The following is a 22097-nucleotide window of genomic DNA, read 5'->3' on the forward strand; positions in this document are numbered from 1 at the left end:
ACACTTCCGCGTGTGACCGGCCAGAAGCGGCAAAAGCGATTGCCGTTCGCCGCCGCATCGCCTACATAGCGGCCAACCTCCATTCAATTTGACAAATCCAGTCAGTTTCTCTGGGCCAGTCAGTTTTTCAGGGAAAGCGCGCGTGGCACGCCAGTTCATCTATCACATGGCCGGCCTCAACAAGGCCTATGGCACCAAGAAGGTGCTCGAGAACATCCATCTGTCCTTCTATCCGGATGCCAAGATCGGCATTCTCGGCCCCAACGGCGCCGGCAAGTCGACGATCCTCAAGATCATGGCCGGGCTCGACAAGGAGTGGAACGGCGAGGCGTGGCTCGCCGAAGGCGCCACCGTCGGCTATCTGGCGCAGGAGCCGGCGCTCGATGCGAAGAAGACCGTGTTCGAGAACATCATGGAAGGCGTCGCCGCCAAGACCGCCATCATCGAACGCTACAACGAACTGATGATGAACTATTCCGACGAGACGGCCGACGAGTCGGCCAAGCTCCAGGACGAGATGGACCGGCTCAATTTGTGGGACCTCGAACAGCAGGTCGAGATGGCGATGGAAGCGCTGGGCTGTCCGCCCAAGGAGGCCGACGTCACCAAGCTGTCGGGCGGCGAACGCCGCCGCGTCGCGCTCTGCCAGCTCTTGCTGCGCCAGCCCGACCTGCTGCTGCTCGACGAACCGACCAACCATCTCGACGCCGAGACCACGGCGTGGCTGGAAAAGCACCTGCGCGCCTATCCGGGCGCGGTGATGATCATCACCCACGATCGCTACTTCCTCGACAATGTCACCGGCTGGATCCTCGAACTCGACCGCGGTCGCGGCATTCCCTACGAGGGCAACTACACCAAGTATCTCGAAGCCAAGGCCAAGCGCCTCAAGCAGGAAGGCCGCGAAGACGATGCCCGCCAGCGCGCCATCGGCCGCGAGCGCGAGTGGATCCAGTCGAGCCCGAAAGCCCGCCAGACCAAGTCCAAGGCGCGTATCCAGGCGTTCCAGGATCTGTTGGACGCAGCCGACAAGCGGCGACCGACAGACACGCAGATTGTCATCCCGCATGGCGAGCGGCTCGGCAATGTGGTGATCGAGGTCGACGGCTTGTCGAAGGGCTTTGGCGACACGCTGCTGATCGACGGCCTGGAATTCAAGCTGCCGCCCGGCGGCATCGTCGGTGTCATCGGCCCGAACGGCGCCGGCAAGACGACGCTGTTTCGCATGATCACCGGCCAGGAAAAGCCGGATGCCGGCACGGTCCGCGTCGGCGAGACGGTCAAGCTCGGCTATGTCGACCAAAGCCGTGATGCGCTCGATCCGTCAAAGACGGTTTGGGAAGAGATTTCCGGCGGCGCCGAAGTTGTCAAGCTCGGCAAGTTCGAGGCCAACACGCGCGCCTATTGCGCGTCGTTCAACTTCCGTGGCGGCGACCAGCAGCAGAAGGTCGGCAATCTCTCCGGCGGCCAGCGCAACCGCGTGCATCTGGCCAAGATGCTGAAGACCGGCGGCAATGTGCTGCTGCTCGACGAACCGACCAACGATCTCGATACGGAAACGCTGGCGGCGCTTGAAGACGCGCTGGAAAATTTTGGCGGCTGCGCGGTCATCATCTCGCACGATCGTATGTTCCTCGACCGTCTGGCGACGCACATCCTCGCCTTCGAGGGCGACAGCCATGTCGAATGGTTCGAGGGCAATTTCGAGGATTACGAGCAAGACAAGATCCGCCGCCTCGGGCCGGATGCCGTCAACCCGCACCGCATGACCTACAAGAGGCTGACGCGGTAAGGGGTTTTTCGGGCGGCGAATTCTCAAAACGACATGAGGAACTCACATGGCCGATTGGTCCGCCGCCCAATATCTGAAATTCGAGGATGAGCGTACTCGTCCGGCGCGTGATCTCGCAGCACAGGTGCCAGTGGATTTCCCACGCCGGGTCGTCGACATTGGCTGCGGGCCGGGCAACTCGACCGAGTTGCTTGTCGAGCGCTGGCCGGATGCGCAGGTGAGCGGCTTCGACACGTCGCCCGACATGATCGAGAAGGCGAGGGCGCGCCTGCCTGACGTCAACTTCGATCTTGCGGATGCTTCCAACTGGCAGCCGGCGGAGCCGGTCGACGTGATCTTCGCCAATGCGGTGTTCCAGTGGCTGCCAGAACATCCGGCGGTCTTCCAGCGGCTGATGGGTTTTTTGGCCCCAGGCGGCGCGCTCGCCATCCAGATGCCGGACAATCTTCTTGAACCGTCGCATCAGGTGATGCGGGAAACCGCGGCCGAAATGCCTTTTGCCGCGAAGATGAAAGACGCGGCGCGCGGTCCGTTGCCACCAGTATCGTTCTACTATGACTTGCTCTCGCCATTGTCCGCCCGGCTGGATGTCTGGCACACGGCCTACAATCATCCACTGGCCGACGCCGAGGCGATCGTTGAATGGGTGAAATCGACCGGGTTGAAACCGTTCCTCGATCCGCTCGAGGCGCACGAGCGCAAAATGTTCCTCGACAGCTACACGGCCAAGATCGCCAAGGCCTATCCGAAGACGGCGAACGGAAAGGTGCTTTTGCGGTTTCCACGCATCTTCATCGTCGCCAAGCGGGCCTGATTGTCCATGTTGGGTCGCGCCAATTGCGGCCGCTTGACCGGGTTTCGCCGCCGTGCGCAATTCAACGCGTTGGGGTCACGATGGCCCTTGGCAGGGGTTGGTGATGATACTGAAAAAGATGCTTTTCGGCGGCGGCGTGTGCGCGGCAGTGCTTCTGGCCTTCTCGATCTCGGCGGAGGCCAAGCGGGCGCGTTGCTATACCAGCGATGACGGCTATTTCTCATGCAGCTACAGGGCGATCGACGACGCGGGCAGCTTCCGCATCTCGGCGCCGGGCTACCCGACCTATGTCCTGGAGATCGACGGCCCGGGCTTCGCCTATGGCTATGTCAATCTGGGCCGCCGCAATGTGCCGCTGCCGGGGCAGTTCGTGCGCAGCCGCGACGACGGCGCCTGCTGGAACAACCCGCAGACCAACACCAAGTTGTGCGCCTGGTGAAGTCACGCTTAAGTCGGCGTAAACCGCCTCGGTGAGAAAAGTGTTGCGCCGGAGCCTTCCGGCGCCCAATGAAGCCCGCAACGCCTGCGGATGGGACGGACTGGACACATGCATCGCGTCATCATCAGCGGCATTGGCGTTGAAATCCCCGAACCCAAGATCACCAATGAAGAACTGGTCGCCAGCTTCAATGCCTGGGTCGACATGGAGAATGCGCGCCGTCAGGGCACCGACGAGCCGCCGCTGGCGAAATCGGACAGCGACTTCATCGTCCACGCCTCGGGCGTGCGCACCCGCCATGTGATCGAGCGCGAAGGCATTCTAGACCCGACTCGCATGACGCCGCGCATTCCGGCGCGGCCTGATGACGCGCTATCGCTGGAGGCCGAGTTCGGCATCGCCTCGGCGCGAAAAGCTCTCGACCATGCCGGGCTGAAGCCGTCCGATATCGACCTGATCATCTGCTCGGCCTCGCACCACCAGCGGCCCTATCCGGCGATCGCCATCGAAATGCAGGAGGCGCTGGGCACAAGGGGCGCCGGCTTCGACATGGGGCTTGGCTGTTCGTCCGCCGCGGCGGCCCTTCACATGGCGGTCAATCTGGTGCGCTCGGGTGCGCACAAGCGCATTCTGGTGACGACGCCGGAAATCATCACCGGCCATCTCAATTTCCGCGACCGGCAGACGCATTTCATCTTCGGCGATGCCTCGGTGTCGATGGTGGTGGAGGGACTTGCTCAGGGCGACAAACGGCCGGGGCGTTTCGAGGTGCTGGACACACGCATCTGGACGCAGCTGTCGAACAACATCCGCACCAATCTGGGCTATCATACCCGCACCGCCCAGGAAGATCCCTACATGATCAACCTGGAAGGCAATCTGATCAAGCAGGTCGGTAACAAGGTGTTCAAGGAAGTCACCGTCGCCGGGCAGAAGTTCATCGTCGAGTTCCTGGCCGAGCACGGGTTGACGCCGCAGGCGGTCCGACGCTTCTGGCTGCATCAGGCCAATGCGCGCATGAATGCCATGATCCTGAAACTGTCGTTCGGCCACGAGGTCGACCACGACCGCGCGCCGATGGTGTTGGAAAGGCTGGGCAACACGGCGGGCGCCGGCGCCATCGTGGCGCTGTCGGAGAACCACGCCGACATGAAGCCCGGCGATTTCGGCTTGATCTGCGCGTTTGGCGCGGGGTATTCCATAGGCGGTGCGCTTCTCAGAATGCTCTAGACTCGGGTATTCGCTACTCAACTGGCCTGCGAAGGCAGTCTCTTGCGCATCCGGTGCTCACGCACCCAAAAGTGCGCCTGGTTCCGGCTCCCGGAACCCACCATTCCATTCGCTTCGCACCCGCCTTCTACTCCCCCTCAGCCTGACCTCGATCTCAACAGCTCCCGGCGTTCGGGAGTGTCTCGGTTTGAAATCAACGCTTCTGAAGATGGAGGTTTTTCCAATGAGTGACGCCCGATGCAGTTGCGGTACTCTGACGCTCACGCTTCCAGGACCATCGAAACTGGTCGTCGCCTGCCATTGTCTTGACTGCCAACGCAGGACCGGCGCGCCTTTTGGCGTCGGCGCCTTCTATCCGGTCGCCGCAGTCGCCATCTCCGGAACTCCGAAAGTGTTCACCCGCGACGCAACAAGCGGGGGCAAGGTCCACACTTACTTTTGTCCAAACTGCGGATCGACGCTCTGTTGGAAGGCCGACAAGCTGCCGTCAATGATCGGCGTTGCGGTCGGCGCGCTGGCGGACCCGAACTACCCGCCCCCCGTCAGGTCGGTTTTCGAGCAGTCGAAACATGATTGGGTTCAAATCGATGGCGCTGTCGAACACTTCCAGCAAAGCAGTGCGGCAAGAAAATCAAGCTGAGACGGCGCTCAACTGCCGTATCGGGCTGGCGCGAACGGCACCAGCATCGGCACCTGCCTGGCGTAGTTGTCGTAGGCGCTGCCCAGCTCGCCGCGCATGAAGTGTTCCTCGAGTTTGCCTTCGTCACGATGCCGATGATGAGCAAAGCGGTTCCGACAATGCCCCAGACCGTACCTTTTGCCGCCATGGTGGCCAGGATCGCCAGCAGCAGCCCGGTGTAGATCGGATGCCGGACCAACCCATACGGGCCGGTATCAACGACGTGGTGCCCGGCCTTGGCGGTAATGGTGCCCGACCACAGCCTGCCGAGATGCAGGCGCGCCCACCAGGCAAAGGAGATGCCGATGGCGATCACGGCGACACAGGTCCATGCCTCGGCGAGGTCAGGCATCCACAGCCTGAGGCGGCCTTCATAGCCGTGCGCTGGAATGAAAAGCAACACCGCGCCGACCAGCCAGAGAACCCGATAGCGAGCCTCCACCCTGAACCCAGCACGTTTCTGGGCAGGGTCGGCCCAGAGCGCGGCACCGGCCCAGGTCACCGCCCAGATCAGCCAAAGCAGGGCGATTGCTGTTCCGGGACGCATGAGAACCTCCGCAGACTTGGTCTGGCGTCACCATGAAGCCGGCGCGGCGCGGCAGCAATGGGGGCGTTGCGGGGGACTGGTTCCAATTTCAGGTAAGAAGATCGTGATCCGCGCCGGACCTCATTCATTGGGACAGCTGAACATCCATTGCACGCCAAAGGCGTCGACCAGCATGCCGAAGCTGGTTCCCCAATATTGCCGCGCCAGGGGGACGGTGATCCGGCCGCCCGCGGCCATGCGGGCGAAAAGCTCCCGCATCGCCGACAGGCTGTCGAATTCCAGGCAAAGGGCGGAGCCTTTCATCGGCTCGGCATCGTCATTGTCCGAGGCATGAAACAGCACGCCCGGGCCTTCGAACCGTGCATGCAACACCTTTCCGCGCATGGCTTCGGTCCGCACCGGCATGGTGTTGTCGCCCCAGCGCAGCAGGATCGTTGCCCGGCCAAGACCGCACTGTTCGTAGAAGGCCAGTGCCGGCTCGCAATTGGTGGTGAAGAACAGCGAAGGTGAGAGCCGCATCGGTTCGCTCCTGTTCATCGCGGCCGCCAGATCACTGCGCGGCGGCGGTCGCGGCCGCGACGAGTGCTTCGCCTGAATATTGCCGGCTGCCGATACCCCAGCCGCCGTCTGGCGCATTGACGATGTTGATCCAGGTGTTTTCAGGCCGGTGGCCGGGCACGCAGAGCTCGGAGACAATCCCGGCGGCTGCATTGATGAAGGCATTTCGGGCTTCGATCGAACCAAGGCCGATGTTCGGCAGCTTCAGTTCGACCATGACCACCGGCCGGTTGGCACCACCGGCATAAATGCGATGCAGCGGCAGGACGTGGACCGTGCCGCCGACAATCGCGGCGAAGAACGCATTGCCGGTGGCGCCGGAGGCTTCGAGGAGGGCGGCGCTGAGGCGCGGCAGGATCTCGCGCTCTCCCGCCGGGGTCAGTACGCCTTCGGGCGCGGTCACAGTGATGGGCATTTGGCTCTCCTTTTTCGCTGGCTTCCATGGTCTTGCCGACGGAAATGTCTTCCGGCTTGCCATGTTTCGTATCAATTGTTACGTTATGTCGAGAAGGCGAGTCAACAGGTTTCGTATCGATCACTATGGATAATTTGGAAAAGAATCGGGTCGGCAGGCCACGCGCCTTCGACCTCGATCGGGCGCTGGATGCGGCGATGCATCTGTTTTGGGAGCATGGCTATGAGGCGACTTCGCTGGCCATGCTGCGCGAGGCGATGGGGCTGACGCCGCCGCAGATCTACAACGCCTTCACCGACAAGGAGACTTTGTTCCGCAAGGCGCTGACGCGCTACCACCAGACCGAGATTGGCTTTGCGCTGGAGGCGCTGGCCGCGCCGGTGCCGACGCGGGAAGCGATCCGGCGGTTGCTGCTCGGCGCGGCGGAGGCCTATTCCAGGCCCGGCAAGCCTGGTGGCTGCCTGTTCGTCAGCGGTGCGCTCGCAGCCTCGCCGCAGGCGCAAGCCATTGCGGATGAACTCAAGGCCTACCGCAAGGCAAGTGAAGTGGCGATCGCCGAGCGGCTGTCCAGGGGCCGGGCAATCGGTGACCTGCCGGAAGGCCTCGCCGTCGAGGGCTTCGCCAAATACCTGGCCGGCGTCATGAACGGCATGTCCATCCAGGCGCGGGACGGCGCTTCGGTCGAAGAGTTGCGCTCTTTGGCCCAAACCGCTCTTGCGGCGTTGCCGGACGAAGGGCAAAAACAGGGCGCACCATCCAAGGAATGAAGCCGATGCTGGATCTCTTCCCCGAGGCTGAAAAGCCGATCGAAATCGTCCCGGCGCGAAAGCTGGCCGCCAACGTGGCAGCGCTTTATCTGGCGCCATCGGATCATTTCGAAACGCGTCCGGTCGATGCGTTGCGGCTGGGCTTCGAAGGCATATCGGGCGATTTCCATGCTGGCGCGACGCGGCGGTCCGGCGGGCGCGAGCCCTGGTATCCGCGCGGCACCGAAATGCGCAATGAGCGGCAATTGTCTGTGGTGGCGGCGGATGAACTGGCCATCGTCGCCGAACGCATGGGCCTGGCCGAGATCAGGCCGGAGTGGATCGGCGCCAATCTTTTGATCGAGGGTGTGCCGCATCTGTCCATGCTGCCGGCGGGCACACTGCTGTTCTTCAAGGACGGCGTTACCATCAAAGTCGACGCACAGAACGGACCCTGCCGTATCGCCGGCCGATCGATCGCCGAACATGCCGGGATGGCCGACATCGAGGCCGGCGCCCTGTTGTTCCCGAAATCGGCGAAGCGGCTGCGCGGCCTCGTCGCCTGGGTCGAGAAGCCGGGAACGATCAAGGCCGGCGAGGAGATATCGGTGCGCGTGCCCGAGCAGTGGATCTATCTGAGCTAGACACTCGCCCGCATTCGAATGCCGCATAGGGCGGGGGCTACGCCGCCGAGGCGGCGTAGCGATATCTCCGAACTGGCCTCAAGCTTTGCGGTTCTTCTTCGCGCCCTGCGCCACGATGGAAACGTCGTCCCACTTTTCCCAAGTGGCGATGCGGTTGGCATATTCCTGCTTGATCATCGGCATGCCGCCATCGCCGAAGAACACGCGCAGTGGCGGCTCGGCGGCATCGACAATGGCCAGCATCGCCGGTCCGGTGGCCTCGGGATCGCCGGCGACCGAATTGGCGCGGCGCTCGGCCATCTTGGCGCGGGCGGGCGCATAGGCCTCGATCGGCTTGGAGACCTTGGCCGACGGACCGGCCCAGTCGGTGGAGAAGCCGCCCGGTTCGACCAGTGTCACATGGATGCCGAATTCCGCGACCTCGATGCCGAGCGACTGGCTGAAGGCCTCCAGCGCCCATTTCGAGGCATGGTAGAGGCCGAGCGAGGCAAAGGCATTGACGCCGCCGATCGACGAGATCTGGATGATGTGGCCGGAGCGCTGCGCCCGCATGATCGGCAGCGCGGCCTGGGTGACCCATAGGGCGCCGAAGACATTGGTTTCGATCTGGTCGCGGGCTTCCTGTTCGCTGACTTCCTCGATGGCGCCGAAATGGCCATAGCCGGCATTGTTGATGACGACGTCGAGCCGGCCAAAGCGCTTGTGCGCCTCAGCTATCGCGGCGTCGACGGCTTTCTTGTCGGTGACGTCGAGCTTTATCGCGGCGATATTGTCGCCGTATTTCTCGACAAGATCGGCGAGCGTGCCGGCATCGCGGGCGGTCGCCGCGACGCGATCGCCACGGGCGAGTGCGGCCTCGGCCCAGACGCGGCCAAAGCCCTTCGACGATCCGGTGATGAACCAAACCTTGTTTGTCATGATGTGGAGTCCTTGCCCCTGCGGGCGTGATTTCGGGTGAAAGCGGAGGCTTCTCCGCTTTGGGGCATATACGGACGATCCGGCGTTTTTCCAGAGGCGAAGGATATCTTTTTGAACAAACCGCCTTGTTGATCAGGGGTATTGCACCGGGCTCGACCATGCCGGGTCGTCGTGCTTTTGCCAATAGAGCGCCACCAGGCGGCTGGTGATCGGCCCGACCTTGCCGTTCGCGATCCGGTCGCCGTCGATCTCCGTCACCGGCATGATGCCGCCGGCGGTGGAGGTGATGAAGACCTCGTCAGCCTCGTGCAAAGCGGCGACACTGACATCGGTGGCGACGGCGACGAGACCTTGTTCGGCGCAGAGATCGAAAACGGTGCGCCGGGTGATGCCGGGCAGCACGCCAATGGCCGGCGTCGACAGTTTGCTGTCCTTGACGCAGAAGACGTTAAAGCCTGGGCCTTCGGCGACATTGCCGTTGAAGTCGAGAATCAGCGCGGTCTCGGCGCCGCGGTCATAGGCATCGTAGAGGCCGCGCACCAGATCGAGCCAGTGATAGTTCTTGATCGCCGGATCGATCGAGGCCGGCGGGATACGCACCTTGTCGCTGATGGCGACGCGCAGGCCACGCTGCAGCTGCTCGGCATTGGCGACCGAGCCGAACGGCACCGCGAACGCCATGAAGCGGTTGACCGCCTGGCGCGGGTCTCGGCTGAAGGTCGGCGAGGCGCCGCGCGTGCACAGCATTTCGACATAGGCGCTACGATGTCCCGACAACGCCACGCAATTGAGCAGGATCTCGGTCACGCCTTCACGGTCGAAGGGGATCGTCATGCGCAGTTTTTCGAGCCCGCTGAAGAAACGGTCGAGATGCAGGTCGAGGCGGAAGAAGCGGCCATTCCAGACATGCACGGTGTCGTAGGTGGCGTCGGAATGCAGAAAACCCCAATCCAGCACCGAGACCTTGGCTTGCGACATCGGCAGATACTGGCCGTCGAGGAAGGCGACCCCGTCGGGATAGGAATGCGGGTCTACGTGGCGGTCGCTGACCGTCGGCAGTGGCTTCTCATCCTGTCTTGCCTTCGTCTGGCTCATCGGGGCGTCCTGTCGCGCAAGGCGGGATCAGCAGGCTATCGGCGCCAAGCGGAAGGCATAGAGCCAGCCGACAGGTGCTGTTCGTCCTCGATGGCGATCCGGCCGATACATTGGACTGGACTTGCCTTATGTTGCGAACTCTGACCGGGAGGGGGACATGGGCAGGTTCGGGACCGTCATCGCAGCCATGATGATTTTTGCCGCCACAGGCCAAGCCAGTGCGCAATGCGCTCGCCAAGGCGAGGAACTGTGCCAGAGCGGCCAGACCTATCGCTGCGAGAAAACCGGCAGCGAATTGACGCCGATCTTCCAGAACGTGCCTTGCGCGGTGAATTTGCCGACGCTGAGCGGCACCTGGGTCGGCAGCGGCCACCAGAGCCCGGCCGGGGCCACCGGCGCCGACTGGTCGATCGCCATGACGATCAATGATGGCGGTGCATCGATCGACTATCCGTCATTTGGCTGCGGCGGATCCCTGTCCCAGACGTCCAGGGACGAGACGTCGGCGGAATACCATGAGAGCATCACTTACGGTCAGGACAAGTGCATCGACGGCGGCAACATCACCGTCAGGTTTTTCAAGGGAAATCTGTCCTGGACGTGGACCGGCCAGGCGGACGGCCAGCCCTACAATGCGGTCGCCGTGCTGACGCGGCAATAACAGGCTCTGCCTCATTCCTCCTCGTCGTCGGCGTCGAGCAGGCGTGTCGCGCGCCAGCGGGTGAGTATCATGTTGGTCTGTTCGATGACGAAAAAACGCGCCGAGTCGCGGTCGTAGCCTTCGCCCAGCAGTTTTTCGTAATCGGTGTGCACGTGGCGGATGTGGGCAATGGTCGCCAGCCATACGGCGATGGTCGGCGGCAATGTCTTCATGTGAACCGAGCCGGCATCGGCGCGGATCTTCTCCATGTCGGCATAGGGCGCCAGCGGCAGCAGTGCCGTCAGCGCCTTGGCGATGGCGCGGCGGCGTCCGGTCGGCGCTGCTTTCATCGCCGAATCCGATTGGGCTCGTCGCGCCCTTCGATGGTCGCCTCGGCGAAGGCATCGGTCGAGGCGAAGTAGGGTTTTATGTCGATGACCGGCGTGCCGTCGAGCACATCGATGGCGTCGAGATCGAGGCGTCCGGTGCCGATGTCGAGCCCGACCAGCCTGGCCACATGCAAACCGACCGGGTTCGGCCGGGCAGGCGAGCGCAACGAAAATACGCCTTTGGCTTCAGCCGCATGGCGCGGTTTCTGCACAATCAGAGTCCGCGGCGCGTGGTGCAGCCAGGACAGGATGATGATGTGGCTAGCGCGCTCCAGCCCCTGCAGGCCACTGCGATAGGGTGCGTCGATGGTCAGCACCGCCGGCTGCCCGGTCTCGCGCGCGGTGCGCATGTTCTTGGGGCAGGTCTCCCGTGTCGTCCATGGCGAGGTGATGCGGCCGATGAAGACGATACCGCCGTCACCTGGCATCAGCGCCGGATCTGTTTCCAGCTCCTGCTCGCCGTCGCGCGCCTCGAACATCTCACGTGGTCCGGTCATTCCACCCCTCGCATCTGTTTGATCGAGATCACGCAAGCGGCATTTTCTTGTCCGGAAGCGACATAGCGCTTGCAAGGATGCGAAAATCGACATAAACATATGTTTATATCTTTTTCAAAGAGAATACGCTGATGCATGTCTCACTCGACACCATGGTGGACACATTGAAGGCGGCGGCCGAATCCAGCCGCCTGCGCATATTGGCACTGTTGTCTCGCGGCGACCTCACCGTTTCCGATCTTACAGAAATTCTCGGCCAGTCGCAGCCGCGCGTTTCGCGGCATCTGAAGCTGCTGCTGGAGGCCGGGCTGATCGGCCGCTACCAGGAAGGGTCGTGGGCCTTTTTCCGCCTGTCGGATACGGATTCGGCGCGCGACTTCGTGCTGGGGCTGGTTTCCAGCATTCGCGGCGCCGACCCCCAGGTCGAGCGTGATCAAGAGCGACTGGGCTCGGTCAAGCGCAAGCGGCAGGACCGCGCGGCTGAATATTTTTCGGTGAATGCGGCAAGCTGGGACCATATCCGCTCGCTGCATGTGCCGGACCGCGCCGTCGAGGCCGCGATGCTGAAGCTGGTCGGCAAGCGGCCGTTCCAGTCGATGCTCGACCTCGGCACCGGCACCGGGCGGCTGCTCGAAATCTTCTCGCCGCTCTACCGGCGCGGTGTCGGCATCGACATGTCGCGCGAGATGCTGACCGTGGCGCGCGCCAATCTCGACAAGGCAGGGGTTTCGAATGCGCAGGTGCGGCAGGGCGACATCTTCGCGCCACCGGTCGAACGTGACGCCTTCGATCTCGTCACCATCCACCAGGTGCTGCACTACCTCGACGATCCCGCTCGCGCCATCCACGAGGCGGCCCGGCTTTTGCGGCCGGCCGGGCGGCTGGTCATCGTCGACTTCGCGCCGCACACGCTGGAATTCCTGCGCGACGAACACGCGCATATGCGGCTGGGCTTTTCCGATCGGCAGATCGCCGACTGGTTTGCGGAAGCCGGCCTCGATCTCGAAGACAGCCAGGAGTTCGAGCCGCGCGGCGGCAACGAGGCCAGGCTCACCGTCAAACTCTGGCTTGGGCGCGACCGGCGCCTGCTGATCGCCGATCCTTCCAACGACACAAGGCAGATAAGGGAAATTGCCTGATGAACCAGTTCCGCTTTTCCCGTCGCCCAGACATTGGCGACAAGGTCAGGGTTTCCTTCGAGTTCTTCCCGCCCAAAACCGACGAGATGGAGGCACGGCTGTGGGACACGGTGACCCGGCTGGAGCCGCTGAAGCCGAAATTCGTCTCGGTGACCTATGGCGCCGGCGGCTCGACGCGTGAGCGCACCGCACGCACGGTAAAGCGCATCCTGACGGAAACCGGCATTCCGGCCGCGGCGCATCTGACCTGCGTCGGTGCAACGCGCGACGAGGTCGACGCGGTCATCCAGGATTACAAGTCGATCGGCATCAACCGATTCGTGGCGCTGCGCGGCGATCCGGCCTCGGGTGTCGGCGAATCCTATCGCCCGCATCCCGGTGGCTACGAGAATGGTGCGGAACTGGTCGCCGGACTCAAGAGGATCGCGGATTTCGACATCTCGGTCGCGGCCTATCCGGAGAAGCATCCGCAGAGCCCCGATTTCGCCACCGATATCGAGATGCTGAAACGCAAGGTCGACAATGGTGCGACGCGCGCCATCACCCAGTTCTTCTTCGACAATGATCTCTACGAGCGCTATGTCGAGCGCGTCCGCCGCGCCGGCATCTACATCCCCATCGTGCCGGGCATCCAACCGGTTCACAGTTTCAAGCAGGTCGCGAACTTTTCCGCGAGGGCGGGCGCGCATGTGCCCGGCTGGCTGGCGGAGCGGTTCGAGGGCCTGGACCAGGATCCGCAGACGCATGCGCTGGTGGCGTCGGCGGTGGCAGCCGAACAGGTCATGGACCTGGTCGAGCGCGGGGTCGGCGAATTCCATTTCTACACGATGAACCGAGCCGATCTGGTTTTTGCCATCTGCCACATGATCGGCATCCGCTCGCACGAAGCCGAGCCGGCCGGTACCGCCGCAGCTTAGAGCAATTCCCCGTTCGGAGTCGCGTCAAGCAAAGATATTCAAAAGGGCTTCCGAAATGCAAAAAGGCCGGGTAAAGACCCGGCCTTTTTCGATGGTTTTGACTATGTGGTGCTGGTCTTCCCCGTCTTGGCGGGTCAGGGAAGAAAGCCCATAATGAGGGCTCCGATGAAGGCGAACGCAGCACAGATCATCAATGCGTTGATAGGCCTCGTAAGTCCCATGACATAGCCTCCTCTTAAAGAGCTATATCCGAGAGTCTAGGTTCATTTGTGCCACAGGCAAGCGAAAAATGTGCTGCATTGCGACGTGATTGCTAGATTTGCGACCCGCCTTTTGCCGTTAGGCATTGAAACTCTTCGGCAAAAACCCGCTTCAGACCTGTGAACAAAATGTGGCGGCGATGTGTCAGTATCGTGTCATGGCAGCGCTACCGCGGCGCTCTAACGCCTTCCGAACAGCCGTCCGTCGATAGTGACGAGGCCAAGTGCGATCAGCACCACGCCGCAGATTTCGAACAGTTCGAGCCGTTCGCCGAGGAACAGGAAGCCGAGCAGCATGGCGCTGGCCGGCACGATGAGCGTGACCAGCGAGGCATTGGTGGCGCCGGCCGAGGCGACGAGGTTGAAATAAAGGATGTAGGCGAAGGCGGTGGACAAAAGCGCCAGCGCCAGCACCGCCGCCCAGACCGGAGGCGAGGCGGAGAACAGTCCGGCCGGGCCATAAGTGAAGAGCACGATCGGGATCATGATGATGGTCGAGGCGGTCAATTGTCCGGTGGCGATGACTGGCGAGGGGACGGCCTTGAAGCGGCGGGCGACCATCAGCGCCACACCATAGGACAGCGAAGCGCCGATCAGCGCGAATTTGGCCCAGACCGGACCGCCGAGCCCGGCAAGCAGGCCGGGGCCGATCATCACCGCCGTGCCGGCGACGCCGAGCGCAATGCCGGCGAGCTTGTTCCAGGAGAGCTTTTCGTCTGATGTCAGCGCGTTGGCGAGGATCAATGTCCAGAACGGTGTCGTTGCGTTGAGCACCGAGGCGACGCCGGCGCCAAGCTGGGTCTGGCCGGCGAAGATCAGCGAGAAAGGGATGACATTGTTGGTGAATGCCAGCAGGAAGAACAAACCGGCATGAGGAAGCGCGAGGCGAAAGGACGGTCCGCGAATGGCGAGATAGAGCTGCAGCGCGATCGCCGCGATGGCGACTCGAAACAGCACCAGCACCAGCGGATGAAGTTCTGCCACCGCTATGCGGGCAAAGAAGAACGAGCCACCCCAGATTGCACCGAGCAGCAGAAGCTGCCCCCAGTCCTTGAGCACCATCGGCCCGCGTGATGCTGATGTCGCGGCCATTGCCATGTCAATCGTCCTCCCCAGACGGCCTCAATGCCGGCCGGTCAGCCAGAACGCATATCGGGTCTGGCGACAAGGGCCACCCGAAACCTGACTGATGGCAAACGTTGCTGCCAAAAATCTAACGCCGCTGCGTCAGTGCCACGAGACACAGAATTGTTTTCATTAGCCGCTAGCTTGGATTAATTGTGCGCAGCCGACATGAGGATTCGTCCATGCAGCGATTCGAGAATGCCCGCGAGGCGGCACTGGCGCTTCGCCCGGACGATCCGGTCTATTGCTTCCGCCCGCAGGTGCTGATGGCGGATGCCAGGCAGTTCATGGGCATGTTCCCCGGCAAGACCGCCTATGCGGTCAAGACCAATGGCGAGCCGATCGTACTAAAGGCGCTGGTCGAGGCCGGCGTCACCGCTTTCGACGTCGCCTCGCCCGGCGAGTTCGCCGCCGTGCGTGCGGTCTCACCCGATGCCGAGATGCTCTACATGCATCCGGTCAAGGCGCAGTCGGACATCAAGCTGGCGCTGGAGAAGTACGCCATCCGTGTCATTTCGCTCGACCATGAGGACGAGATCACCAAGCTGACCCGGGTGGTGCGGGCGCTCGACATCGATCCGGGCGCAATAGCCGTGTTCGTGCGGGTCCAGACGAAAGGATCGGCCGCCTATGAACTGTCGAAGAAGTTCGGCGCCGGGCCGGCCTATGCGGTCGAACTGGCGGAGCGGCTGAACCGCACCGGCTACAAGGTCGGCCTATGTTTCCATGTCGGCAGCCAGATCGAGGATCCCGATACCTATGAGCGGGCGCTGGCGTCGGCCGACTGGGTGCGCAACCGCCTGACCTTCGACATTGCTGGGCTCGATGTCGGCGGCGGCTTTCCAGCCGAGTACGGCCACGACCCGAACCGCAAGCAGATCGAGATGCCGTCGCTCGGCCAGATCATGTCGCGGCTTTCCGGCGACCTGAAGGAATACCAATTCGACCAGATACCGCTGGTGGCCGAGCCCGGCAGGGTGATCGTGGCGCGCTGCCTGTCGCTGATCGTGCGGGTGCTCTTGCGCAAGGGCAAGCGGCTCTACATCAATGACGGCATCTGGGCGTCGCTGTCGGACTCATGGACCGGCAAGATCACGCTGCCGGCGCGTTTCATCCCCGATCCGGCGATCCGCTCGCGCAATGGCGAGGAAAAGAACATCGTGCCGTTCAAGGTCTGCGGCGCGACCTGCGATTCCGTCGACATCCTGTCGCGGCCGTTCTGGCTGCCGGAAACGGTCGACACCGGCGACTGGATCGAGATTGGCCATATCGGCGCCTATTCGTTGTCGCTCCGGACCCGATTCAACGGCTTTTATCCCGACACCTTCGTCGAGGTGACGACGCCGTTCGACGAGGGCGACGCGCCGCAAGGCTTTGCGAGTTTGGAGACGATGGCGGATTAGGGGAGTAGCGAATAGCGAATAGAAGGAGTTACCTTCTGCTCGCTAGTCGCTCTCACAGGTTCGCCAGCAACTCCGGCGTCGGCCAGCCATCCACCGGCAGGCCAAGGCGCATCTGCTCCTTGCGGATGGCTTCGCGGGTGTTGGTGCCGAGGATGCCGTCGACCGTGCCGACATCGTAGCCCCTGGCCTCGAGCTTGGTCTGCAGCGCCTTCAGCTGTTCGTTGTTGAGGCCGGTCTCGGGATTGCGCGGATCGAACTGTGGTGCGCCCGCCAGGCGCGCCGCAAGGTTGGCAGCGGTCAGCGCGTAGGTGAAGGACTGGTTCCATTCGAGATAGACGTCGAAATTGTCGTAGGTGAGGAAGGCTGGCCCCTTGCGGCCCATGGGCAGCGCGAGGCCCGCTTTCAGGCCGTTGTCGACCAACGGCGCGCCGCTGGGGTAGGTGACACCCCATTGCGCCCATTGCGTCAACGGCAGCTTATTGGTGCGCCCGGTCTGGTCCCACGGCATGTCGTCGGGCACGCGGACTTCCTGGATCCAGGGCTCGTCGCGTTTCCAGCCACGCGACAGCACCTTGTTAGCGGTGGTCATGATCACATCCGGCACGCTGCCGCGCAGGTCGACCTTGCCGTCGCCATCGCCGTCGACGCCGCGCGCCAGATAGTCGGAAGGCAGGATCTGGGTCTGGCCGATTTCACCGGCCCAGGCACCCCTGACATCGGCCGGCACGACGCCGCGATCGATCAATTCCAGAAGTGGCACCAGCTGAGGCCGGAACAGTTGCGGGCGGCGGCAATCATGGGACAGCGTCACCAGGGCGCTCAGCGTGTGGAAATCGCCCTGCACGGCGCCGAAATCAGTCTCCAGCGCCCAGAAGGCAGCGATGATCGGTGCCTGGACGCCGAACTGCTGGTCGGCACGGGCGAAGACATCGGCGTATTTCTTCATGTTCGCCGCGCCCTGCTTCAGCCGGTAGGCCGAGATCATGCGGTTGGAAAATTCGGTGAAGGTCTGGGTGAAGACGCCCTGGGCACGGTCGCGCGCCAGGACCTTGTCGTCGATGGTGGCATCCTCCAGCGCGTCCAGGCCCACGGCACCGACCCCGGCCGCCCTGGCTTCCGCCGCCACGCCCTGCTTCCAGGCTTCGAAGTCGCCGCCACATTCCTGCGCCATCGCCGGCAAGGCCGTGGCGCACAAGAATAGCGCCGCGAGGGCTTGGGAACGCAGTCGCATCAGCTTCCTTTCGAACGAATGAGGGCATTTGTCGTGCCCCCCTCGGAAGCCCAACGCCCTTGATTACCGGCGGTTGCACTCTTTGCCGCTGGCTGTGTCGAAAAGCAAGCGGCAGGCCCGGTGTCAACGGTGTTCTGCCGAAGCCCCTTATTCCGCTCTGCCGTTACACTGGGGTCAGCGGGTGTTCTGCCGCAACCACTTGTTCCACGCGGCTTCGCTGCCATTGAAGACGTTGATGTCGGACTTGCCGGTCATGCCCGGAACGATGCCGGTTCCGGTGTATTGCCAGAAGGTGAAGGGGTGACTGCCGTATTTTTCGCGCGGATGGCCGGCGACGGAACGCAGCCAGTAGGGATAGCCGCGGAAGGTCGATAGCTGGTTGTCATCGAAGAAGTCGACCGAGGTGTAGATGATCGGCTTCTTGCCATAGTGCCGTTCGACGATTTCGAGGAAGGTGGTCATCTCCGCGCGTACCGTGGCGGCATCGGGACGCAACCTGCAGGTTGGCGATTTTGGGTTCCACTCCATGTCGAGGACCGGCGGCATCGCCGAGCGATCGACCGGGACGTTCTGGATGAACCAGCGCGCCTGCTGGGCGGCGGGCGTGCAGAAGTAGAAGAAATGGTAGGCCGCGCGCGGAACGCCGGCGGCTTTCGTGCGGGCCCAGTGTTCGTTGAAATATTCATCGAACCGATCACCGCCCTCGGTCGCCTTAATAAAGGCGAAGGAGATGCCGTTGGCCTTGGCCGCCGGCCAGTCGACCGAAGTCTGGTATTTGGAGACGTCTGTGCCGTGAACGGCGTAGTTCCACGGTGCGCCGCTTTCCCATTCATGCGGCTTGGAATCGGCAAAGCGCGGCGCGCGCACGGCAACCGTCGTCGGGCTGCTGGACGCAGACGGTGACAGTGGCGAGAGATCGTCCACCGTCGAGCAGGCGCTAAGCAGCGTCAGCATGATGAGGCCCGCAAGACGGCGCATCGCAACTCCCGAGCCGGATTCAGCCGGTCGCTGATGGGTCTGTGCACTGATGGCCGGCGCTTTGTCTGGCCCCCGACGAGCGATCGCCCCACAGCATCGCCCGGTATCTTCGCTTTCGTGCATGTCGTTGTCCCAAAACCGCTGCGCACTTTTGGGCGACATGCATCCAGTGATCGCCGAACATGGTTGATATCAGGTTGACGGCGCTCGACAAGCACTGCGATTTGCGGAAGCAATGTCGGCAAATCGATGACATGAGCGTCAGGCACGGGGCCTGGAGGAAACAAATGCGGATCGTCGCCAAGATCGTCAGATGGCTGCTTGGCCTGGTCGCGCTGGCGATCGCCGCGCTCTTCGCCTGGCTTTACATCGCGCCGCCGGAAATGATCCGCGTCGGCTCCGGCTATTCGGCCAAGATCGTCTGCTCGAACGTCTTCATCGCCGGTCGCGACGCCAATGAGGTGCTCGCGGTCGACGTGCAGGCGCCTGGGCACCCGCTGCTGCGGTTGATGCGGGTCTCGGTGGACAAGAATAGGGGAACGGTCTCGGCGGGCATGCTTGGCTTCCTTGGCAAGAGCCTCGCCGTCGCCCGTGACGGGCTGGGTTGCGCTTCGGTTCCCGATGGCGATGTCGGCAAAGCGCGGCGGACGGCGGTCTATGCCGAACCGTCGGCGGTCAGCCAGGCCGCGCTGTGGCCCGAGGGCGAGCGGGTCGAGCCATCACAGGATCCGGTGATTGCCAAGCTGCTCGACGATGCGGCGCTGACCGGCAGCGGCATGCGCGCGGTGGTGGTGGTCAAGAATGGCCGCGTCGTCGCCGAGCGCTATGGCACGGGCTTCTCGGCAAAGACGCCGATGCTCGGCTGGTCGATGACCAAGACGGTGAACGCCGCGATCGTCGGCACGCTGGTCAAGGACGGCAAGATGGCGGTCGACAAAAAAGGCCTGTTCGCGCCGTGGAAGGCGGATGGCCGCGCCGCGATCAGCCTTGCCGACATGATGGCGATGTCGAGCGGACTGGAGTTCAACGAGGACTATGGCGACGTCGCCGACGTCACGCGGATGCTCTACCTCGAACCCGACATGGCAGGCTTCGCCGAAGCCAAGCCGCTGGTGGCCGAGGTCGGCAAAGTGTTCACCTATTCGAGCGGCACGGCGGTGATGCTGTCGCGCCTCTGGCAGGACGCGATCGGCGACAAGGGCAAGGCGCTGATGTGGCCTCGCACCGCGCTGTTCGAGCCGCTCGGCATGCACAGCGCGGTGCTCAAGACCGATGAACAGGGCACCTTCGTCGGCTCATCCTATCTCTATGCCACGGCGCATGACTGGGCCCGCTTCGGCCAGTTCCTGCTGCAAGGTGGGGTGTGGAACGGCAACCAGGTGCTGCCGGCCGGCTTCGTCGACTGGATGCGGGAGCCGGCGCCAGCCTCGAAAGTCTACGGCAAGGGCCAGTTGTGGATCGAGGCACCGGGCGACGAGAAGAAGCCCGGCGCCGGCGTGGCGGCGGGGCTGCCCAAGGACACCTACTGGATGGAAGGCCATGACGGGCAGACGGTCACCGTCATTCCCTCGGAGCAGCTGGTTGTGGTGCGGCTCGGGCTGACGCCGGCCAAGCTCGGCTACCGCCCTCAGGCGATGGTCGGGGCCCTGGTGACGGCGCTACACTAGTTTTTGTGGACGCGGCCCGATCACGGCCAGCCAGGCATAGCCGCGATAAAGCGTGCGGAAACGGAAGCTTGCGCCGGTTCGCCGAGATTCTGATTCCAGAACCTCGCGCAAGGTCGAGCGCGGCGCGACATGGAATTTCTTGAGCCAGCCGCGCAGCAGCGCCCGGAACCAGCCTGGCAGGCCTTCCTGCTGGCCGAAATCGACGACGTGCAGCGAACCATTCGGTGACAGCGCAGCAAGTGCCGCCGAGACCGTCTTTTCCCAGCCGGGGATCATCGACAGCGAATAGGATACGAAGATGCGGTCGAACCGTTCGACACCGTAAAGTGCGCCCGCATCGAAATCGGTGGCGTCGCCCCTCGCCAACGTGACGCGGCCCGACAAGCCTTCGCGGGCAATGGCAGTGCCCGCCGTCTCCAGCATTTCGGCCGAAATATCGAGGCCGAAGAAGCGGGCGTCGGGATAGCGACGGGCGGCCAGGATGATGTTGCGGCCGGTGCCGCAGCCGAGTTCAAGCACGGTGCCGCCGGCCGGTACGTCGAGCCCGGAGATCATCTGGTCGCGGCCGAGCAGGTAGTATTTACGGGTCAGGTCGTAGATGTGGCGCTGCCAGCGGTAGACGCCGTCCATCAGTTCGGCATGGCTGGCCGGCAGGTCGGTGGTGCTCATGCGGCGCGCTTCACGTAGAGGTGGAAGCCGCCATAGATGGCCGAGCGGTCACGGGCCGAGAATTCGCGCGACGCCTCGTCCTGATAATTCCACTGGTCGAGCAGCCAGCTGGAAACCCGACCAGGCAACAAGCTGGGCTCGGCGGCGGTGCGGAAGATGACGCGGGCGCCGGCCGACGCGGTGCGGGTGATTTCCGACCATAGCGCATTGAGCTGGTCGTCGGTCATCCAGTCCTGCGCATCAAGCAGGATGAAGCGGTCGACCGCGCCTGCATCCTTGCCGGCAAGGAACTCGATCAGATTGGCATGGTGGATGGCGACGCGGTCGACATTGCCGCGGATGGTCTCGTAATTCTGCTTTTCGAGATAGGCGGGCAGGGCAGCCTCGCCGGGGTTCGGATAGCGCCGGGCGAAGGCCTGCCAGGCGAAGTAGTTGTTCTCCAGCGGAAAATCGCAAGCAAGCTTTTCCAGCCGGGCCTTGAGCACGCTGGCCATGGTGCCGTCACCCGACGTGATCAGCGAATCGTACTGCGCCGGCGGAATGCCGAGGCCGAACAGCGAGGCCTTGCGCGACGTCGCCCACTTCAGCAGCGGCTTGTCGAAGACTGGCGCCAGTTTCTCGTTGAAGAAGCGGCGCTGCTCGCCGATGTTGCGGGCCTGCATGATGCCGGCAGGATCGACACCGAAGAACTTTGCCGTGCGATGGCCCATGGCGATGAACAGGCCGAGCAGGCCGGTCTGGTAGAAATTGCGGTCGAAGACGGCGATGCGCCGGCGGCCGCGCCAGTTCCGGCGCTCCCAGTAGTGACGGCTGACCGGGTCGAGATGTGGCGCGATGAAACGGTCGTAGGCTTGCGAATTGTGGCTGGTGTCGGCGGCGCCGAAGAAGCGGAACAGATCGCCCTGCGCAGGCAGGTGGCGCACGGCTTCCAGCTTCATGCGGTTCAACGCGATATGCGCGGCGTTGAGGTCGACGGCGTCAATTTGTGCCGGCGAACGGGTCAGGTAGGCGAGGATGTTGCAGCCGCCGGAGGCGATGGTGACGACGCGATGGCCCTGGCCAAGCTGCATCGCCTCCATGTCGACATCGGGGTCCTCCCAGATCTGGGGGTAGACGAGGCCGGAAAACAGGAAGGCGAACAGCCGCTCCGAGATGCCGGCTTTCGACAGCGGGCGGTTCTGGTAGACGGCCTTTCCAACTTCCTTGCCGCGGCGAAAAACCAGATCTGCGGAAACGTCCGTCATGGCAAGGTGATTCCCCATTTGCTTTGGCGCAAGCGGGTAGCCCAAGGTCATGACAGGCCGG

The 22097-nt window shown here is 63.2% G+C and carries 24 protein-coding genes; 12 read left to right on the forward strand and 12 right to left on the reverse strand.

All coding sequences use genetic code 11. The features are described from left to right. The first annotated feature begins 142 nt into the window (after positions 1–142). From ettA to AC1DZU_RS17770, 5 genes are all read left to right on the forward strand, one after another. Positions 143–1792, forward strand: coding sequence for an energy-dependent translational throttle protein EttA (ettA, locus tag AC1DZU_RS17750; protein ID WP_477286806.1), 1650 nt, complete (start codon positions 143–145; stop codon positions 1790–1792). Between the two features lie 46 nt (positions 1793–1838). Next, on the forward strand, positions 1839–2606 hold the full coding sequence (gene tam / locus AC1DZU_RS17755; protein ID WP_477286808.1) for a trans-aconitate 2-methyltransferase: 768 nt from the start codon (positions 1839–1841) through the stop codon (positions 2604–2606). Positions 2607–2709: 103 nt separating this feature from the next. Then, complete coding sequence (locus AC1DZU_RS17760; protein ID WP_477286810.1) at positions 2710–3045, forward strand: hypothetical protein; 336 nt, start codon at positions 2710–2712, stop codon at positions 3043–3045. Positions 3046–3153: 108 nt separating this feature from the next. Next, positions 3154–4275 (forward strand): beta-ketoacyl-ACP synthase III, encoded by a 1122-nt coding sequence (locus AC1DZU_RS17765; protein WP_477286812.1) that lies wholly within the window; start codon positions 3154–3156, stop codon positions 4273–4275. Positions 4276–4498: 223 nt separating this feature from the next. Continuing rightward, positions 4499–4915: a GFA family protein gene (locus tag AC1DZU_RS17770; RefSeq protein WP_477286814.1), complete on the forward strand. Its 417-nt coding sequence runs from the start codon at positions 4499–4501 to the stop codon at positions 4913–4915. Here the strand turns inward: AC1DZU_RS17770 and AC1DZU_RS17775 are convergent. The 3 genes from AC1DZU_RS17775 to AC1DZU_RS17785 form a co-directional block, all read right to left on the reverse strand. Next, positions 4818–5501 (reverse strand): methyltransferase family protein, encoded by a 684-nt coding sequence (locus AC1DZU_RS17775; RefSeq protein ID WP_477286816.1) that lies wholly within the window; start codon positions 5499–5501, stop codon positions 4818–4820. The two genes, AC1DZU_RS17770 and AC1DZU_RS17775, sit on opposite strands and share 98 nt — an antisense overlap. A 120-nt stretch (positions 5502–5621) precedes the next feature. Then, the gene (locus AC1DZU_RS17780; RefSeq protein WP_457151696.1) at positions 5622–6020 is read right to left on the reverse strand and encodes a VOC family protein; all 399 of its coding nucleotides are present in this window, start codon (positions 6018–6020) and stop codon (positions 5622–5624) included. A gap of 31 nt (positions 6021–6051) precedes the next feature. Continuing rightward, entirely contained in the window at positions 6052–6474 is a 423-nt protein-coding gene (locus tag AC1DZU_RS17785; protein WP_477286818.1) for a tautomerase family protein, read from the reverse strand. Between the two features lie 125 nt (positions 6475–6599). Here AC1DZU_RS17785 and AC1DZU_RS17790 point away from each other — a divergent pair, with 125 nt between their 5' ends. Both AC1DZU_RS17790 and AC1DZU_RS17795 read left to right on the forward strand, forming a co-directional pair. Further along, a complete protein-coding gene (locus AC1DZU_RS17790; protein ID WP_477286820.1) occupies positions 6600–7241 on the forward strand; it encodes a TetR/AcrR family transcriptional regulator in 642 nt (213 codons plus the stop codon). A 5-nt stretch (positions 7242–7246) separates the two neighbouring features. After that, positions 7247–7864 (forward strand): MOSC domain-containing protein, encoded by a 618-nt coding sequence (locus tag AC1DZU_RS17795; RefSeq protein WP_477286822.1) that lies wholly within the window; start codon positions 7247–7249, stop codon positions 7862–7864. Between the two features lie 78 nt (positions 7865–7942). On the opposite strand, the gene AC1DZU_RS17800 is transcribed toward AC1DZU_RS17795, so the two are convergent. Together AC1DZU_RS17800 and AC1DZU_RS17805 are read right to left on the reverse strand one after the other, a co-directional pair. Beyond that, positions 7943–8782 carry an SDR family oxidoreductase gene (locus AC1DZU_RS17800; protein ID WP_477286824.1) on the reverse strand — a complete coding sequence of 280 codons (840 nt, stop codon included), beginning with the start codon at positions 8780–8782 and terminating at the stop codon, positions 7943–7945. Positions 8783–8914: 132 nt separating this feature from the next. Then, complete coding sequence (locus AC1DZU_RS17805) at positions 8915–9877, reverse strand: D-amino acid aminotransferase (protein WP_477286826.1); 963 nt, start codon at positions 9875–9877, stop codon at positions 8915–8917. Between the two features lie 157 nt (positions 9878–10034). Between AC1DZU_RS17805 and AC1DZU_RS17810 the strand changes: the two genes are divergently transcribed. Beyond that, on the forward strand, positions 10035–10538 hold the full coding sequence (locus AC1DZU_RS17810; RefSeq protein WP_477286828.1) for a hypothetical protein: 504 nt from the start codon (positions 10035–10037) through the stop codon (positions 10536–10538). Positions 10539–10549: 11 nt separating this feature from the next. Here the strand turns inward: AC1DZU_RS17810 and AC1DZU_RS17815 are convergent, their stop codons facing one another. Together AC1DZU_RS17815 and tsaA are read right to left on the reverse strand one after the other, a co-directional pair. Continuing rightward, a complete protein-coding gene (locus AC1DZU_RS17815) occupies positions 10550–10867 on the reverse strand; it encodes a DUF2293 domain-containing protein (RefSeq protein ID WP_477286830.1) in 318 nt (105 codons plus the stop codon). Next, entirely contained in the window at positions 10864–11403 is a 540-nt protein-coding gene (gene tsaA, locus AC1DZU_RS17820) for a tRNA (N6-threonylcarbamoyladenosine(37)-N6)-methyltransferase TrmO (RefSeq protein ID WP_477286832.1), read from the reverse strand. Before tsaA ends, AC1DZU_RS17815 begins: the two co-directional genes overlap by 4 nt. Positions 11404–11534: 131 nt before the next feature. Between tsaA and AC1DZU_RS17825 the strand changes: the two genes are divergently transcribed. Together AC1DZU_RS17825 and metF are read left to right on the forward strand one after the other, a co-directional pair. Next, on the forward strand, positions 11535–12542 hold the full coding sequence (locus AC1DZU_RS17825) for an ArsR/SmtB family transcription factor (RefSeq protein ID WP_477286834.1): 1008 nt from the start codon (positions 11535–11537) through the stop codon (positions 12540–12542). Then, positions 12542–13459, forward strand: coding sequence for a methylenetetrahydrofolate reductase [NAD(P)H] (gene metF / locus AC1DZU_RS17830; protein WP_477286836.1), 918 nt, complete (start codon positions 12542–12544; stop codon positions 13457–13459). Before AC1DZU_RS17825 ends, metF begins: the two co-directional genes overlap by 1 nt. A gap of 440 nt (positions 13460–13899) precedes the next feature. On the opposite strand, the gene AC1DZU_RS17835 is transcribed toward metF, so the two are convergent. Then, positions 13900–14817 carry a DMT family transporter gene (locus tag AC1DZU_RS17835; RefSeq protein WP_477286838.1) on the reverse strand — a complete coding sequence of 306 codons (918 nt, stop codon included), beginning with the start codon at positions 14815–14817 and terminating at the stop codon, positions 13900–13902. 209 nt (positions 14818–15026) lie between these two features. Here AC1DZU_RS17835 and AC1DZU_RS17840 point away from each other — a divergent pair, with 209 nt between their 5' ends. Next, positions 15027–16247, forward strand: coding sequence for an alanine racemase (locus AC1DZU_RS17840; protein WP_477286840.1), 1221 nt, complete (start codon positions 15027–15029; stop codon positions 16245–16247). A gap of 52 nt (positions 16248–16299) precedes the next feature. Here AC1DZU_RS17840 and AC1DZU_RS17845 read toward each other — a convergent pair whose 3' ends face one another. Next, positions 16300–17478: a lytic murein transglycosylase gene (locus AC1DZU_RS17845; protein ID WP_477286842.1), complete on the reverse strand. Its 1179-nt coding sequence runs from the start codon at positions 17476–17478 to the stop codon at positions 16300–16302. 174 nt (positions 17479–17652) lie between these two features. Beyond that, the gene (locus tag AC1DZU_RS17850; RefSeq protein WP_477286844.1) at positions 17653–18456 is read right to left on the reverse strand and encodes a glycoside hydrolase family 25 protein; all 804 of its coding nucleotides are present in this window, start codon (positions 18454–18456) and stop codon (positions 17653–17655) included. Between the two features lie 287 nt (positions 18457–18743). Between AC1DZU_RS17850 and AC1DZU_RS17855 the strand changes: the two genes are divergently transcribed. Beyond that, positions 18744–20123, forward strand: coding sequence for a serine hydrolase domain-containing protein (locus tag AC1DZU_RS17855; RefSeq protein ID WP_477286846.1), 1380 nt, complete (start codon positions 18744–18746; stop codon positions 20121–20123). Here the strand turns inward: AC1DZU_RS17855 and AC1DZU_RS17860 are convergent. Next, positions 20115–20792, reverse strand: a complete 678-nt coding sequence (locus AC1DZU_RS17860) for a class I SAM-dependent methyltransferase (RefSeq protein ID WP_477286848.1) — start codon at positions 20790–20792, stop codon at positions 20115–20117. The genes AC1DZU_RS17855 and AC1DZU_RS17860 overlap by 9 nt on opposite strands. Beyond that, positions 20789–22087 (reverse strand): BtaA family protein, encoded by a 1299-nt coding sequence (locus tag AC1DZU_RS17865; protein WP_477286850.1) that lies wholly within the window; start codon positions 22085–22087, stop codon positions 20789–20791. Before AC1DZU_RS17865 ends, AC1DZU_RS17860 begins: the two co-directional genes overlap by 4 nt. Positions 22088–22097: the final 10 nt, after the last annotated feature.

Source organism: Mesorhizobium sp. P2_A12 (genome assembly GCF_056405075.1).